Raw genomic sequence first — 17,413 nt, forward strand, 5'->3', positions numbered from 1 at the left:
GTTAATAAACAATTACGCAACAATTTATTAAAAACTTTAACGCAACAATTTTGCAATGGTGTAGCATTACAACACTACATTAATTATTATCCAGAAAATGGCAGCAATAGGAAGGAAGAGTGGCGATATGAATTTTATAGCCTAATCGTTTACTCGAAATAAACAAGCATAAAAAAAGCCGAAACCTCAGTTTCAGCTTTAATAATATTGATTCAATCAAAACTTGTCTATTTCAGGCTAGTCACCAAAATCATCAAGTAAGATGTTTTCCTCTTCAACACCTAAACTTTCAAGCATGCTGATCACTGAGGAGTTCATGATTGGAGGGCCACACATGTAAAACTCACAATCTTCTGGCGCTTTATGATCTTTAAGATAATTTTCAAGCAATACAGTATGAATAAAACCAGTATAGCCTTGCCAGTTATCTTCAGGTAAGGGATCTGATAACGCCACATGCCAGACAAAGTTGTCATTTTCTGCAGCAAGCATGTCAAAATCTTCTTGGTAAAAAATCTCTCTAGCAGAGCGAGCACCATACCAAAATGACATTTTACGTTTGGTTTGCTTACTTTTAAGTTGGTCGAAGATATGTGAACGCATTGGCGCCATACCAGCACCACCGCCAATGAATACCATTTCAGCTTCAGTTTCTTTAACAAAGAACTCACCGAAGGGGCCTGAAATCGTCACTTTGTCGCCCGATTTCAAGTTAAAAATATACGATGACATTTGCCCTGGCGGTAAATCGTTGGTTGGTGGTGTTGCAATACGCACGTTGAGCATAATTGTCCCTTTTTCATCAGGGTAATTTGCCATTGAGTAAGCACGTAAGACATCTTCATTAACCCTAGAAACTAGATTAAATAATTCAAACCGTTCCCAGTCATCGCGATACTGTTCAGGAATATCAAAATCAGCGTATTTCACTTCATGTGCAGGTGCTTCAATTTGGATATAGCCACCCGCTTTAAAATGAACTTCTTCACCTTCAGGCACTTTAAGCAACAGCTCTTTAATAAATGTCGCTTGGTTATTATTTGAAATAACCTCACATTGCCACTTTTTAACCCCAAAGATTTCTTCGTCAACTTCAAGTTCCATATCCGTTCTAACGGCAACCTGACAAGCTAAACGACAACCTTCTTTTGCTTCTTTTTTGGTAATGTGGTCAAGCTCAGTCGCTAAAATATCGCCGCCACCAGATTTAACTGTCACACGACACTGACCACAGGTTCCACCACCACCACAGGCTGATGGAATGAAAATACTGTTACCTGCTAGTGCACCAAGCAGCTTATCCCCTGCAGGCGTACGCACACTTTTATCCGCTTCACCATTAATTCCAATGGTGACATCACCGGTATTCACCAATTTACTCTTGGCGAATAAAATTACCATTACCAGCAAACTTACCACTATGGTAAACATGCCTATGCCAATTGCCATTTCCATTAAATGTACCTTCTCAACAATTTGTCATCACTCAGAGAATTCATATTCGATTGCATTGTCATTTTTAAGCACCACACTATAAGGTAATACCAGCGAAAGACATGAAACCCAGCGCCATTAAACCAGTCGTTATAAAGGTTATACCGATCCCCTGTAAGCCCAGCGGAATAGCATGAAACTTCATCCGCTCACGAAGACCTGCTAACAGAATAATCGCCATTGCCCAACCCACAGCACTACCACCTGCAAAGACCATCGACTCAACTAAGTTGTAGTCACGGTTTGCCATAAAAATAACCCCTGCAAAAATCGCACAGTTAACGGTTAATAGTGGCAAGAAAATACCTAAGGACTGGTACAGAGTTGGAATATAACGTTCAAGAAACATTTCCAAAATTTGCACCAAGGCAGCAATCACCCCAATAAAGGTAATAAGCTGCAAGTAGCTTAGATTTAATTCTGGAAATCCAGCCCAAGCCAGCGCGCCAGGCGCGAGTACATTTACATAGATAATTTGATTCAAAGGCACAGCGAGCATCATTACTACGATAACGGCAATACCTAAACCAAAAGACGTTGATACCTTTTTAGATACCGCAAGGAACGTACACATACCTAAGAAGAATGACAGCGCCATATTGTCGATAAACGCAGCTTGAATAAATAAATTAATATAATGTTCCATCGCCATTATCCTCTCTTACGCTGCACAACATTGATCGCCCAAATCATCACGCCGATCAAGAAGAACGCACTTGGCGGTAAGGTGAACATTTCGTTTGCAAGATACCAACCACCGTTTTCAATAGTGGTAAATATTTCATGGCCAAACAAAGTACCGCGACCTAATAGCTCACGCACAAATGCCACACCAAGCAATATCACGCCGTAACCCATGGCATTTCCTAACGCATCAACTAATGCCAGATGCGGAGGATATTTCATCGCGAAAGCTTCTGCTCGCCCCATGATGATACAGTTGGTGATAATCAAACTCACAAACACAGATAACTGCTTTGAAAGTTCGTAAGCCACGTCTTGTAACACCATATCAACGATAATCACCAGTGAAGCAATCACGGTCATTTGCGCAATAATTCGCACACTGTTAGGGATGAAGTTACGAATCGTCGAAATGATTAAATTCGACATGACCAATACAAACGTCACCGCCAATGTCATCACTAATGCCGTTTGCATTGAGTTACTAACAGCCAGTGCAGAACACACACCAAGGACTTGCATCGCGACTGGGTTATTAGCAAAAATAGGCGAGGTTAAGATCTGCTTTGTAGAAACTGCACTACTCATTATTTAGCCTCCGTAACAGCAAATTGCTTAAGAAAAGGTTGATAACCTTCAACACCAAACCAGAATTCAACAGCGCGTTGAATACCAACACCTGTTCTGGTTGCGCCACTCACGCCATCTACACCGTGAACATCGCCCTCTTTGGCGCCGCCTTTAACAACTTTAATCGCAATATTGCCTTTTTCATCAAATAACTGCTTACCTTTCCATAAGTCAGTCCATTCAGAATCCGTGACGAAATCAGCAATACCGGGCGTTTCACCGTGCTCATAGAAAATGATATTTTCTACCGTATTTAAATCAGGTTTTACCGCCAAGTAACCATATATCATTGACCATAAACCTTTACCGTAAATCGGCATTACCACACTGGTAAGCTGACCACTCTCATCACGTACTTCGAAAATACGGATGTCATTAGCACGAGTTTTAATCTTCGCGGTATCTTTTTTAGGTTTTGATGAGGTTTCTGGATTAATGGCCGCCATGCGCTCATCGAGATCCAGTAAGTTCTCTTGGGCAACAAACTCTCCTGATTCTAGGTTCACCATTTTCGGCGTCACACGCTCAGTAAATAATTCTCGGAAGTCACCAGCGCTAATATCAACATTAGCGGCGCGAAGTACAAACTGCTGTACCTCATCACGCTTTTTAACCAGTTTACGTTCTTTAAGAATTTCAACGGTACCGGTGATCATAAACGAACAAACTAAACTCAGGCTGATGATAAATATCATCGTGCCTGCGACAGTATCTTTCTTAAAGGCCATGACGTTTTAGTCTCCGTTTAATGTTGGCGCGAGCCACCAGATAATCGAATAGCGGAGCCCATAAATTGGCAAATAAAATCGCCAACATTATGCCCTCAGGTAATTTCACGTTCAGCACTCGAATTAACACCGTCATAAACCCAATCAATGCACCATAGGCATATTTCGCATTTCGAGTATAAGAAGCGGTAACAGGATCTGTCGCCATGAACATCATACCCAAGGCAAAACCACCAGTAACAAGGTGCCAAGTCCAAGGCATTGCAGCAATTGAGTTCTTGGCAGGGCCAAATAAGTTAAACAAGATAGCCGTAGCAATCATGCCTAACAAAACGCCAGCAACCACTCGCCAATCAGCAACTCGAGTTAATAACAATACGCCGCCACCAATTAGGATAGCCAAGGTACTGGTTTCACCAATTGAACCTGGAGTGAAGCCTAAAAAGGCATCCATCCATTTAGGGTCAGATAATGCGCCAAGCCAACTCACATCTGCATAGAGATTTGCGCGACTGGCAGCAGCTTCAGTCAAGGTGGTCGCACCCGCAAAACCATCCACTGCAACAAACTGACTAATTGCCGCCACTTCAGTTGGATAAGCAAAATAAATAAAGGCGTAACCTGCAAGCGCAGGGTTTAAGAAGTTATAACCCATGCCGCCAAACATCTCTTTGGCGACTATGACACCAAAGCTCACGCCAACAGCAATAATCCATAACGGGGTTGAAACTGGCACTATGATTGAGAACAGTAATGCGGTGATAAAAAAGCCTTCATGCAACTCTTGCTTTCTCATCTTGGCAAAAATCACTTCCCAAAATAAACACACAATCAATGTGGCGAGATAAATCGGCACATAATAACTTGCGCCATAGGCAAATAAGCTGACTAAACCTGATTGGTCAGTTAACTGACCGAATAAGGTGCTAAAAATGGCTAACTGCCAACTTTCAGGCTGAGTTGCACCAGCAGCTATAGCAACTTGCGCTTGTAAACCTAGGTTATACATTCCGAAAAACAATACTGGCAATAAACACATGCCAACAATGTGCATGGTACGCTTAACATCAATGGCATCACGAACATGCACTTTACCTTTAGTACTGCGGCCACGTGCGATCCATAAAGAGCGCAAGTAGCTTTTCATCGAGTGACCGTGAGCGTAATAACGCTCTTGCTTACCCGGTTTGTTCTGTTGCTGACTCATTAACCTTCCCTCTCGATGATATCTAGGCAAGCACGTAATTCTTTACCAAAATCATATTTACCTGGGCAAACAAAGGTACATAAAGCTAAATCTTCTTCATCTAGCTCTAGTGCGCCCAGTAACTGCGCTTCATCGGTATCTCGAACCACTAAGTCTCTTACCAATAAGGTCGGTAAAATGTCTAATGGCATTACACGGGCTAATTGCCCAAACGCCATCATTGCCCGCGGTGAACCACCTGCATGAGTAGTAAAATCGAATAACTTTTTAGTACGGCTAAAACCAGACATCATAATGCCGGTTAGCGAAAACTTTTCTTTGTTGCGTCGTACCCAAGGCAGTAGTTCATGACGTGCATTTTCAGTAAGCACACAAACTTGAGAATGGTAACGACCAAGGTAGTTATATACACCTATCGCTGTATGACCAGACAACACTGAACCAGAAACAACCCGTGATTGAATGTCTTTGAGTTCACTCTCAACCAATTCACTTAAGTCGCTCCCCATTTGCGTGCGAACCAAGCGTGGTTTAAGCACATTAGGGCCAGCTAAAGAAATCACTCTTTGATTAAATAATTCACCAGTTTGAAATAGCTTTCCAAACGCAATCACATCTTGATAGCCAATATGCCAAACCACTTTTTCGATATTAACTGGATGTAATAAATGAATATGCGTACCAACAAGACCCGCTGGGTGTACGCCGCCAAATTGATGCGATTCAACTTGTGGTAAATCATGACCGGGTAAACTGTCACCCTCATCATGGCACAACATCACTTTACCATCGGTTAAACGGGTTAACGCCTGCATGCCGACATTAAAGGCCTGCTGCTGCTCAGCAATGATAATTCGAGGATCGGCAGCAAGTGGATTGGTATCCATTGCCGTAACGAAAATCGCCGTAGGCACAGTTTCAATCGCAGGGATGCGAGAAAATGGTCGAGTACGAAGCGCTGTCCATAAACCACTTTTTACAAGATTAGCTTTCACCGCATCGCGCGATAATGACATCACATCTTCTGACGATTCAAAAGAGAGGGATTCATCACCTTCACAACGAATAACAACTGACAATAACACGCGTTTCTCACCGCGATTTATTGCTATTACTTCACCGCTTGCTGGTGCTGTAAATAGCACGCCAGGTGTTTTCTTGTCTTCAAAAAGAGCCTGACCCTTTTTGACCATCTCACCTTCTTCAACAAGCATTGTCGGTTTAAGCCCAACATATTCTTCGCCAAGAATAGCAACACGAGAGGTTTGTTTAGCAGATTCAATGCTTTGTTGCGGTTGCCCCGCAATAGGCACATCGAGGCCTCGTTTAATAGTTATAACCTGATTTGAGGATCCAGCCATTACTTGTAACCTTTAAAATTCAGATAGCACATAATAAATAATTCTGTGAGCTAAATCCGCTATTGAAGTCACACCTTTAAAACAAATGTGAAATAAATGTACGGCAAAAATTGCTTCACGCTTGTAATTTTGAACTACATCCGATATTAAATTTCATTTTCGAAAGTTTAACACGTCGTAAAAAGAGGGATAATTAAGCAAATAACGCTTACCTAGCACAAGATACTATCAAATAACATAGACTGAGATCACAGTAAACTCAACAGAATCTGAATGACAATTACATGAAAAAACAAATGAGGATGTTATTTCCGGGTTAAGTTTACCAGTTGTTGTTAAAAATAATCCCTATTCGCAAAAAATAAGTAAAAAAAAGACTGAAATAGTCATTCAGCCTTTTAACCGCAATTGTAATCATCAATATGGATTTAGTCCCAGATAGATTACTTATCGCTAAAATCAATAGATCGATTAATGTTTTGATTATTCTCAATTCACTGATGATGGTTCAACAGTTAAGTTTTATTAAAAATATATAAATTACAGCCCTAAAGCGGTAATTTCAGAATGTATTTGCGATGGCGCTTTTTCAACTGGGTTAAACCAGTTTAATGAATCTGCAAGTTGAACCACTTCGCCAATGATCATCAAAGCTGGCATTTTTAACGCTGGATCTGCAGCGAGTTGAGACAACTCACTTAACTTGCCAATAAAACGCTGCTGTGATGATGTCGTTGCCTTTGACACTATCGCCACTGGCGTATCAGGGCAGCGCCCATGACTGATTAAACCTTCACTAATGATATTGGCATTTAAAATACCCATATAAACCACTAACGTATTATTCGAATTAGCGTAACCTTGCCAGTCCATAGGGCGACTTTCAATTTGGCAATGCCCTGTAATAAAAGAAACCCCTTGAGCGTAATCTCGATGGGTTAATGGGATCCCTGCATAAGCTGAAGTGCCACTTGCTGCAGTGATACCAGGTACAACCTCGAATTTAACATCGCTTTCAACCAATGTTTGTAACTCTTCACCGCCACGGCCAAAAATAAATGGATCGCCACCTTTTAAGCGCACTACATTTTTACGGGTATAGGCTTTAGTCACGAGTAGTTGATTGATTTCATCTTGTGCTGCACTGTGCTTACCTGCACGCTTGCCAACAGCAATCTTCTCTGCATGTTGTGGAATGAGATCAAGAATGTCTTGGCTGACCAGTGCGTCATACAAGACTGCATCAGCGTTCTTAAGCACTCGACAGGCTTTTAAAGTCAGTAATTCAACATCGCCAGGGCCTGCGCCAACTAACCATACTTTTCCTTTAGCCTGCTGACCTGGTATTGAAACTAACGCCATTACCTTTAACCCCACTTTATTCAATTAAGGCTAAATATAACGGTTTACATATTCCATATATAATAGATAAAACTTAGCTTTTATTCTTTTTGGTTATATAGAGTCGCGTTATCACTTGCTTTATGTTTATCTCAACAACATAAACTCACCTTCATATAGACCTAGTATTACATCTGCATCTAAATACATTTTAATCGCAGATTTTGTTTCACCTTTGTTATCGCAATGATAACCTGTCAAAAAATATAGAGATTAAAGAGGGTTAAATGTCCAAGTCACTCTGTCTGCCATTCATCTTTTACTTATTTGCTTTCGCAAGTTTCAATGCAAGCGGTGAGGATTCTTTAGTTGATGAAAGAATCCAAAGTGAAGTAGAAACTTCAGATAAAAGTTTCGTCATTACGCCCCATAAGGTGAACTATATTCTGCCTTATACCTACAATGATAATCCGAATTCAGAGCCATACATCGATTTTAAAACGGGAAATGAAGGGAGTGATGAACAAGTAGATAATGCTGAAGCAAAATTTCAAATTAGCTTCAAGTTCCCCCTTTGGTACAATGTGTTTGGTGATAATGGTCACCTTTTCTTTGCCTATACCAATCAATCCTATTGGCAGGTATACAATAAAGACATCTCTTCTCCTTTTAGAGAAACTAACCACGAACCCGAAATATTTATGCTGTTTAATAATGATTGGGAAATAGCAGGGCTTCGAAACTCGTTCTGGGGCTTTGGTGCTGTTCATCAATCTAATGGTAAGTCTGGCAGTTTATCCCGCAGCTGGAATCGAATTTATGGTGAGATGGTATTCGATCGAGGACCGTTCGCATTAGCTTTTAAAGCTTGGTATCGGATACCTGAAGATGAAAAAGAAACACCGACATCTCCTGATGGTGATGATAATCCAGACATTGAAGACTATATGGGCAACTTTGAACTGAAGGCTGTATACGGTTTAGGCGAGCACCGCTTTACAATGATGGGACGTAATAATCTCGAAAGTCCAAATAAAGGCTCAATAGAATTTACTTGGAGTTATCCAATATTAGGTAACTTGCGCTTATATACGCAATACTTTAATGGCTATGGCGAAAGCATGATTGATTATAACCATCACAACCAACGTATCGGTATTGGGGTTTCAATAAACGACATTTTATAATGTTTAGCTAGCGCTAGAAGCTTTGGTAGGATTTGGATAGGTTGAGCACGACAATTCTGTGATAAAAGCTCTGCTATGATTGCTCTGTGATAAATGATTGCTCTGTGATAACAGTTCAGCACTAGCATTAGCCTACAATGACTTAAGCAACAACAATAAAAAAGGTGAACCACTAGGCTCACCTTTTTTGATCTTCGAGATTAATAACCTATTTAGCTTTGCTGTTGGCTTTGGTCGAGATAGAAATACCTTTAGCTGTGACATCAAGACCAAATTGCATACGCATATCGTAATCTTTAAGCATTGCTAGCTCTTCAGGTATCGGCTCACCACTTTCTTCTATCAAAGAAAACACTGGCGTAAGTAGCTTTTGGTAGTCTAAAGCGACACTATTTAAGCCATTCGCCTCTAACTTCTCTGTAGCTAGTTTATCTGCTAATGCTTCACCTTTGTCACCACTAAAGATAACCAAGTGATTATCTTTCATCGCCATTTGAGCAGTCACGCCCATTTCTGGTGGTAACATTAAATAAGGGCTCACATCAATTGCATCGCCATTTTTCTCTAACTGAATATTAGCCAATTGCGGTACAAAAGGACGTACCATATTTAGCAGCATTTCAGGGTCGTCTGCAGATAAGCTAATAAGCGCATCTAAATGCTTAAAGCCTGGCTCACCGTTTTCGTCAGTTAATGAGAAATCAACAATCGTTGCGCTGATCCCTTTAACGCCGTTAGCCATGCCTGTCATCATCCCCAGCATAGCAGGGTTTTGTTCACTTACCCCGTATTGCATTTGGGCTAATGCTTCACATTGATAACTCGGTGTTTGTAAGTCTTTCCAAATTTCAGATAAAGCCGGTGCCAGTTGCATCACATCCATACCAAAGGCTAAAGAAGCAACATTGTCATTGATGTTTTGGCTAAAACTTGGAATAAAACCGCGCATTTTAGTCAATGCACCTAAAATAACTTGGTTATTTGATTCAATCACGATTTCAGCATCAAAATTAGTTTCTTTTCTGTCAACTGAAAACGATTTAAGCCCCATCACAGAACGTGGCCAATTAGCCGCGATAGAATTGAATTCAGCCTTACATTCTGACGTTTTGAATTCAGCGAAAGGATCCTCACCAGAGCCTTCCATTTGAACCAGTTTAGTCAGTTGTTTAGCGAGCATATTACCATCACTAGACGTTAGGCCATTGACCAATTCAACGTGATTGATAAAACTAATACTGTCTTTCAAGAAGCCATGAGTTGATGCTATCTCTTCAAGCATGCCTGAATCGCTAATTGGGTTTTCAACCTTGGTTAAGCCCAGTGCTGTTTCAAGCAGTTCAGGCTTATTAAATGAAGTATTTAAGGTGACGGTTAACCAGCCCTCTTTTTGCGAAAATACCATATCGATAGATTCATCTTCATCAATCAATGAATAAGCTCGGTAATCTTGGCCTTTTATCGACTCTGCTTTGTGTACTAAGCCGCTTTCATCAGATGCTTTATCCAATAAGGACCAAATTGCATTTTCATCTTCAATTTGAACCTTGAACACAGGTAAAGCACCTAGAGTATAAGTGTATGATTCAATGTGTGATGGTAAGCCAAATGTCTTTAAAAATACGCCAGGGTTTTCAAAGCTCATTAAATAGCTTTTATATAAGCTAACAAAAAAGCGCTCTTGTTCTGAACCGAATGGGCCCGCTTGCTCAATTTGTTCTAAAGATAGTTTACTGTTCACGCCCATTGGCATGGAGTACAAGTAATCTTCTAGCGGAAATGGGGTTAATTGCCCAGAAAACAATAATGTATCAGCAGGTATATACTCAAGAAGTTCGTTGTTAGATGATGTACCGCCATCTTTACCAGACAGCACATACGCGCCAGCACCAACAGCGATAACCGCTGCTGCAATTGCGAGTTTTTTCATTATTTTTTGCTCCATAAATCACATGTAAATTAAAACAAGTCACTCTTCCTTGAGAGTTATTGGATTAAGTATTGATATTGTCATCGAACAGCCTACCGAGCAGGGTTCAATTTTTAATAAGTTTCGCAATAACTTAGCATTTTTTTATTTTTGGATCATATAAAAACGGTAAATAGGCTTGGTTTTTTACAGAGATGGTCAGCGGAAGTTAAGGTTAAGGGCAAGAAATGAATTAAGGGAGCGATTTCTCGGTTAGTCACCATAAAGTAACTAACCGAGAAACCTAAATAGATTGTACTTACGCTAGCAAGCCAATCTTAGGAAGCTCGTGTTAACGAGCAAGGCTTTTGGAGGTACAGGGTTTGCAATCACAAACCTAAAGTGTCGACAAAAACCATCTACGGGAACTTCTCAATTTAGACTATAAAATTAACTTGTGCATATTTTTGTGGATAAATTGTTGGTAAAAAATGTCTCAACATCAAAAATCAGTCATAGGTTGTAAAAGTACAGGGTAAACATTTGTTCGATTATGCACATCAACAAACCACTAAGCCGACTCACTATATCCAGCAGCACTATGATAACGTTAATAAGTGACACAAATACGATAGCTCAATGACAGTTAAATAATAGTGAGTACAATATAAAAATATCAGCCTTAGCTGATATTTTAACTATTGATAAACCTAGATTTCGTAGTGCAGTCCACACTCACGCTTCATGCCATTAAAGCGAGTATCTTCTTCGCTCATTCCAAGCTCTAGGGGTTTACTAGAGTGAGTATCACCGACAGAGACATACCCTTGTTCCCATAAAGGATGGTAAGGCAAATCATGCAGAGTGAGGTACTCATGCACATCTTTATTAGTCCACTCAATAATTGGCAATAACTTAAACCGATCACCGTGAATCGCTAAAATTGGCAAAGCTTCACGAGTACTTGCCTGACTCCGGCGAAGACCAGCAAACCAAGTCCCAACATTTAACTCATTCAAGGCTCGTTGCATCGGTTCAACTTTATTGATGCGGTTATATTGCTCTAAGCCCTCAAGATCTTTTTCCCATAACTTACCAAAAAGTGCTTCTTGCCAAGCTGAAGATTGCTCCGCTTTGTACACTTTAAGGTTTAGATTTAATCGCTCAGTTAATTGATCGATAAACTGATATGTCTCAGGAAATAAATACCCTGTATCAGTCAAAATAACCGGAATATCTGCTTGTGCCTGACTGACTAAATGCAGCATAACAGCAGCTTGAATACCGAAACTCGATGATAGTGCATGCTCGCCGGGTAAATAAGCTAATCCCCATGTCACCCTTTCTTGTGCAGTTAAACCTGACAAGAATTGATTAACTTTCTCGAGCACAATCGCCTGCTCAGATTTAGGCGCTGTTAACAACGCTAATAACTCATTTTGCTCAATCATATTCTTACCCTCACTGGTAAAGCGCAGGAAAATAACGCCTTAACCATGAAAATCTTTCGCAGCATCATTCACTGCTTTGACAATACCATGTCGTACTGTGAAGTTACCAAAGGTCTCACCAGCATCACGCTCTTGTACATACAAACCAAACAGGTTATCAAGCTCAGCGAGTATTTCCGCCTCTTGAATGTTTTCTTTGTACATTTTATTTAAACGCGTACCTTCAAAGCTTGCGCCTAAATACAAGTTATAACGCCCAGGCGCTTTACCCACTAAGCCAATTTCCGCGGCAAATGGTCTAGCACAACCATTAGGACAGCCAGTCATACGCACAACGATGGCTTGTTCGCTAATACCATGCTTAGTTTGCAGCGCATCAATATGATCAATAAACTCAGGGAAATAACGCTCCGCTTCAGCCATCGCAAGTGGACATGTCGGCAAAGCAACACAAGCAATCGAATGGCCACGAGTCTGGCTAATTAACTTGCCAAAAAATCCATGTTGGCGAGCAAGATCTTCAATAGCAGCTTTATCTTCTTCAGCAACACCAGCAATAATCATGTTCTGATTTGATGTCATTCTGAAATCGCCTTTATGGATTTTGGCGATTTCACGAAGACCAGTTTGCAGTGTTTGACCTTGCTCATCTTTAATACGGCCACTTTCGATAAATAACGTCAGATGCCATTTATTATCGACACCTTTTACCCAACCATATCTATCACCGCGATCGCCAATAACCGCATCACGCTTCGGCTCAAAATTCACTCCTGCACGTTTTTCAACTTCCGCTTTAAATTCTGCGACGCCATGATCAACAATCGTGTACTTTAAACGTGAACGCTTACGGTTAACACGGTTGCCCCAATCACGCTGAACAGTCATTACAGCTTCTGCAAACTTAATCACATCTGCGGTTTTAATAAAGCCAAAGTCATCAGCTAAACGCGGGAAAGTCTCAACTTCACCGTGAGTTGACCCCATACCACCACCAGCAACCAAGTTAAAGCCGACTAATTCTCCAGCTTCTTCAATGGCGACAAAACCAAGGTCATTGGTATAGACATCAACATCATTATCTGGCGGTACTGCAACTGCCATTTTAAACTTACGAGGCAAGTAGGTTTTGCCATAAACAGGCTCATTGGTTTCGGTGTCTAATAGCTTTTCTTCATCCAACCAAATTTCAGCATAGGCGCGGGTATGTGGCAGTAAATGATCTGACAACTCTTTTGCTACTGCATAAGCCTGTTGGTGCAATGTAGACTCAATTGGGTTTGGGTTACACATCACGTTTCGGTTTACATCACCACAAGCAGCAATAGAATCTAGTGCCGCTCTATCTAACCCTTGGATCAAGGTTTTCAGGTTACGTTTTGGAATACCGTGATATTGAAACGTTTGACGAGTCGTTAAACGAATACTGTTAGAAGTCGTTAATGTTGATGAAATCTTATCGACATCAAGCCATTGCTCAGGCGAACAAATCCCACCAGGAACACGAGCACGAAGCATGAAGCTATACAATGGCTCTAGCTTTTGCTCTTTACGCTCGTTACGTAAATCACGATCGTCTTGCTGATAAAAACCATGAAACTTGATCAATTGCTGATCGCCATCACTAAACGATCCAGTGACTTGAGTGTCTAAGCCTTCTTTGATCGAACCGCGCAGATAATCACTGTCGGTTTTTAGATATTCATTTACTGCTAACTTTTGCTCACTCATCATGTGGCCTCTTTAATACTTGCTGCGCTGGCGACTCTATTCACCAACGCTGCTTTATTCTTATTGTCTTGTTGAAGACTGCGATAATCTGTATTTAGTAAACGTCTTTTTGGTAACGTTTAGCACTGCGTAAGTCTTCTAAATAGCTTTCAGCACCAGCTTCATCTAATCCGCCAAACTCAACAGCAACATTAATCAGTGCTTGATGGACATCTTTCGCCATCCGCTCTGCATCACCACAAATGTAAAAATGCGCGCCATTTTGTAGCCATTGCCAAATAGACTCGCCTTGCTCGGCGATACGATGCTGCACATAAACTTTATGTTCTTGATCCCGTGAGAAAGCGACATCTAAACGAGATAAATCGCCAGATTTTAGGTATTGCTGCCACTCGACTTGATATAAGAAGTCTTGTTCAAAATGAGGGTTACCGAAGAATAACCAGCTGTCACTATTAACCCCATCTACTGCACGTTGCTGCATGAATGCTCTAAATGGCGCAACGCCTGTACCAGGACCAACCATAATAACTGGCGTGTCATTATTTTCAGGTAAACGGAAATGCTTATTAGGCTCAACATACACCTTCACTAATTGGCCTTCTTCAGCTGATGCTAAGAAATGTGAAGCACCGCCAAATCTTGCTTGACCAGCTCGCTCATCTTCAACTAATGCAACGGTTAAGTGCACTTCATTCTCAACTTCAGCTTGGCTTGAAGCGATAGAATATAAACGTGGAGTCAGCGGTCTTAACAGCTCAACTAATTTAGCGGCATCAATAGTGACCGGATATAAACTAATTAAGTCAGCTAATTGATGACCCAGTACAAATTGACGAGTTTGCTCTTTATCTGCAGCGATTGCAGTTAACTCATCGTTAGCAGCAAGTTCAGCCCAAGCTGTTACTAAGCCCGGATAAAGCTGTGTCAGTTCTTTCTTTTCTAGTAAGGCCTGCTCAAGAGAGAATGTATGCTTGCCAACCTTAACTTCTGTGTTCGCATCCAAAGATAAAACAGCAATCACTTCATTGACTAAGCCTGAGCTATTCGTAAACCAAATACCTAATGCATCACCTACTTCATAGCTAATGCCTGATTCGCCTAAATCAATCTCTACATGACGAACATCACGATCAGAATCACGACCAGTTAATTTTTGGCTAAGTAAGATTTCAGCTTCGTAAGGTTGCTGTTTAGTGAACTCGCTTTCTGAAGTTGCTTTAGCAGTGTCGATTGACACTACGCTCGCGCCACTTGCTTGCACTAAAGGCTCAACAGCTTCTAGTACTTGCTCTTGCCAGCTTTCAGCCGCCTCTTCGTAGTCAACGTCACACTCAACGATAGGTAGTAATTGTTTTGCACCTAACGCAGTTAAACGTTCACTGAAATCTTTTCCGGTTTGACAGAAGAACTCATAGCTCGTATCGCCAAGCGCTAATACAGAGAAGTTAAGTGCGTCGAGCTTAGGCGCTCTTTTTGATGCAAGAAACTTATGTAACTCAATGGCATCATCAGGCGCTTCACCTTCACCATGGGTACTGACGACAGCGATTAGGATTGTTTCTTGCTTCAATTGGCGAACATTATAATCGGCCATTGAGGCTAAATTGACAGCGAATCCTTTTGCCGTTGCTTGCGCCGCAAGTGATTTAGCAATCGCTTTACCGTTACCTGTTTGGCTACCAAATAAAATCGTCACTGTTTGCGCTGCTGCAGTTTCTGGCGCTGAGGCAATTTGACCTTGATTTGAGGTTGCCGCCAAATAGCCACTAACCCAAGCTAATTGTGTTGCAGATAACTCTGAAGTGAGCTGTTTTAGCTTGTCGACTTGTCCTTGAGACAATGGCGAAGCGAATGAAGAAAGTTCTTTTAACAACATTAGATGGCCTTATAACAGTTTAATGTCAACAGACTACTCCTAATGCTTACAACCAAAAAATAATAAAAATTACTTTTTTATTCCATTAAGGAATATGCAAAGGCGGTTTTTTAAGCTACAAAAGTGTGGTGTAGCGCAAACTTTTAGGTCAGACCTCGGTAAAAATGAGATTTAGCTCATTCTTTACTTGTATCAAACTTAAGAGTTGCCAGAATGATGCACTTTATAAAAATGGTACTAAAGTTGTGTGAATAATCAAAAGTCGTAATGGCTGCTGTTCAGGCAACTCGAAATACTAAAACGACCCGACCCTTCCCTACATATAACTAAGAGGTTGTCCTTTTGAAATTAGGTCTACCGAAAGAGAGTCACCCAGGTGAGCAACGCGTTGCGCTAATCCCTGCTAATGTGACCATTTTAATGAAAAAACAGCTACAAGTGATCGTAGAATCAGGCGCTGGACTACAAGCAGGTTTCACCGATGACGATTACGTCAAAGTTGGGGCCACAATAGCTTCTTCACGAGAAGCTCTACTCACTGAAGCCGATATCATTACAGTGGTAAACTGTAAGGGTGATCAATTTGATGAAATTCAAGCTGTTTTGAAACCACATCAATTGGTTATAGGGATGATGGATCCGTTAGTTAATCCTCAAAATGCCCAGGCAATCGCCAACACTGGCGGCAGTGCAATTGCGCTTGAATTGATCCCGCGTATCACTCGTGCTCAAAGCATGGATGTCTTATCGTCAATGGCAACCATTTCTGGCTATAAAGCCGTATTACTTGCCGCGCACAAAGCCCCGCGCTTGTTCCCAATGATGATGACTGCTGCCGGTACATTAAAACCGACTCGTGCCTTTATCATGGGTGTCGGTGTTGCAGGCCTTCAAGCTTGTGCAACAGCAAAGCGGTTAGGCGCTGTTGTTGAAGCTTATGACATCCGCCCTGCTGCTCGCGAACAAATTATTTCAGTCGGCGCCAAACCTGTTGAGCTGGATATTGAAGCTGAAAATACTGAAACCAAAGGTGGCTACGCTGCTGAGCAAAGTGATGACTTTTTGAAACGTCAGCAACAAGCTATGGCGAATGTGTTAGCGCAACAAGACATTGTCATTACCACTGCGGCTATCCCGGGTCGTAAAGCACCAGTGCTTATCACTAAAGAAATGGTTGATGGCATGAAAAGCGGCACAATCATTGTTGATTTAGCCGCTGAAAGTGGCGGTAACTGTGAGTTAACTCAAGTAGATGAAGTCATTATGCATAATGGAGTGATGATTTTAGGCCCTTCAAATGTACCCAGCACTGCTGCAAACCATGCCAGCCAAATGTACGGTAAAAATGTTGAAAACCTACTTAACCTACTTATCACTAAAGAAGGTGAGCTAGTACTTGATTTTGAAGATGAAATCGTCAGCGATACTGTTGTAGCTCATGGTAATGATGTTAGTAGTGCCCGTCTTCGTGACTTACTGGGTTTAGCACCTTTGGCGACACCTGAAACCCCATCAGAGGAGACAGCCTAATGGATATGACCTTATTACTATTACTGACACTTTTTGTTGTTGCAGTATTTTTAGGCGTTGAACTGATTACTAAAGTTCCTCCTACGCTTCACACACCGCTAATGTCGGGTTCAAATGCGATTTCAGGTATTTCGCTAGTTGGCGCATTATTATCAGCTGGCTCTGGCGCAGGTATTATGGTTAACGTACTTGGCTTTATTGCTGTAGTGCTTGCCACCATCAACGTGGTGGGCGGTTACATGGTAACTAACCGCATGCTAGCCATGTTTAAAAGGAAATAG

At 41.3% G+C, this 17,413-nt stretch carries 14 protein-coding genes; 3 read left to right on the top strand and 11 right to left on the bottom strand.

From position 1 onward, the window contains the following. Window positions 1-237 precede the first annotated feature (237 nt). The 7 genes from nqrF to cobA all read right to left on the bottom strand — a co-directional run bounded on the left by nqrF (window position 238) and on the right by cobA (window position 7,466). Window positions 238-1,455 (bottom strand): NADH:ubiquinone reductase (Na(+)-transporting) subunit F, encoded by a 1,218-nt coding sequence (gene nqrF / locus Q4600_RS08735; RefSeq protein WP_303515375.1) that lies wholly within the window; start codon window positions 1,453-1,455, stop codon window positions 238-240. A 76-nt stretch (window positions 1,456-1,531) separates the two neighbouring features. Continuing rightward, window positions 1,532-2,140, bottom strand: coding sequence for an NADH:ubiquinone reductase (Na(+)-transporting) subunit E (gene nqrE / locus Q4600_RS08740; protein ID WP_248955527.1), 609 nt, complete (start codon window positions 2,138-2,140; stop codon window positions 1,532-1,534). 5 nt (window positions 2,141-2,145) lie between these two features. After that, complete coding sequence (locus Q4600_RS08745; protein ID WP_102528222.1) at window positions 2,146-2,766, bottom strand: NADH:ubiquinone reductase (Na(+)-transporting) subunit D; 621 nt, start codon at window positions 2,764-2,766, stop codon at window positions 2,146-2,148. Beyond that, on the bottom strand, window positions 2,766-3,536 hold the full coding sequence (locus Q4600_RS08750) for a Na(+)-translocating NADH-quinone reductase subunit C (RefSeq protein ID WP_229371408.1): 771 nt from the start codon (window positions 3,534-3,536) through the stop codon (window positions 2,766-2,768). Before Q4600_RS08750 ends, Q4600_RS08745 begins: the two co-directional genes overlap by 1 nt. Continuing rightward, window positions 3,526-4,743: an NADH:ubiquinone reductase (Na(+)-transporting) subunit B gene (locus Q4600_RS08755; protein ID WP_229371410.1), complete on the bottom strand. Its 1,218-nt coding sequence runs from the start codon at window positions 4,741-4,743 to the stop codon at window positions 3,526-3,528. Before Q4600_RS08755 ends, Q4600_RS08750 begins: the two co-directional genes overlap by 11 nt. After that, complete coding sequence (locus Q4600_RS08760; RefSeq protein WP_102528219.1) at window positions 4,743-6,104, bottom strand: Na(+)-translocating NADH-quinone reductase subunit A; 1,362 nt, start codon at window positions 6,102-6,104, stop codon at window positions 4,743-4,745. Before Q4600_RS08760 ends, Q4600_RS08755 begins: the two co-directional genes overlap by 1 nt. A gap of 540 nt (window positions 6,105-6,644) precedes the next feature. Beyond that, window positions 6,645-7,466 (bottom strand): uroporphyrinogen-III C-methyltransferase, encoded by an 822-nt coding sequence (gene cobA, locus Q4600_RS08765; RefSeq protein WP_303515380.1) that lies wholly within the window; start codon window positions 7,464-7,466, stop codon window positions 6,645-6,647. Between the two features lie 266 nt (window positions 7,467-7,732). Here cobA and Q4600_RS08770 point away from each other — a divergent pair, with 266 nt between their 5' ends. After that, complete coding sequence (locus tag Q4600_RS08770) at window positions 7,733-8,632, top strand: phospholipase A (protein WP_102528217.1); 900 nt, start codon at window positions 7,733-7,735, stop codon at window positions 8,630-8,632. 208 nt (window positions 8,633-8,840) lie between these two features. On the opposite strand, the gene Q4600_RS08775 is transcribed toward Q4600_RS08770, so the two are convergent. The 4 genes from Q4600_RS08775 to Q4600_RS08790 form a co-directional block, all read right to left on the bottom strand. Next, window positions 8,841-10,562, bottom strand: a complete 1,722-nt coding sequence (locus Q4600_RS08775) for a hypothetical protein (protein WP_303515383.1) — start codon at window positions 10,560-10,562, stop codon at window positions 8,841-8,843. Window positions 10,563-11,251: 689 nt separating this feature from the next. Beyond that, the gene (locus tag Q4600_RS08780; protein WP_303515386.1) at window positions 11,252-11,992 is read right to left on the bottom strand and encodes a phosphoadenylyl-sulfate reductase; all 741 of its coding nucleotides are present in this window, start codon (window positions 11,990-11,992) and stop codon (window positions 11,252-11,254) included. A gap of 39 nt (window positions 11,993-12,031) precedes the next feature. Continuing rightward, the gene (cysI, locus tag Q4600_RS08785; RefSeq protein WP_229371479.1) at window positions 12,032-13,723 is read right to left on the bottom strand and encodes an assimilatory sulfite reductase (NADPH) hemoprotein subunit; all 1,692 of its coding nucleotides are present in this window, start codon (window positions 13,721-13,723) and stop codon (window positions 12,032-12,034) included. 94 nt (window positions 13,724-13,817) lie between these two features. Further along, window positions 13,818-15,602 (bottom strand): assimilatory sulfite reductase (NADPH) flavoprotein subunit, encoded by a 1,785-nt coding sequence (locus Q4600_RS08790; protein WP_303515389.1) that lies wholly within the window; start codon window positions 15,600-15,602, stop codon window positions 13,818-13,820. 342 nt (window positions 15,603-15,944) lie between these two features. On the opposite strand from Q4600_RS08790, the gene Q4600_RS08795 reads away from it, so the two are divergent. Next, entirely contained in the window at window positions 15,945-17,132 is a 1,188-nt protein-coding gene (locus Q4600_RS08795; RefSeq protein WP_102528214.1) for an NAD(P) transhydrogenase subunit alpha, read from the top strand. 5 nt (window positions 17,133-17,137) lie between these two features. Beyond that, complete coding sequence (locus Q4600_RS08800; RefSeq protein ID WP_055025191.1) at window positions 17,138-17,413, top strand: NAD(P) transhydrogenase subunit alpha; 276 nt, start codon at window positions 17,138-17,140, stop codon at window positions 17,411-17,413.

The sequence above is a fragment of the Shewanella sp. 2_MG-2023 genome, assembly GCF_030548905.1.
Taxonomy (GTDB): Bacteria; Pseudomonadota; Gammaproteobacteria; order Enterobacterales; family Shewanellaceae; genus Shewanella; species Shewanella electrodiphila.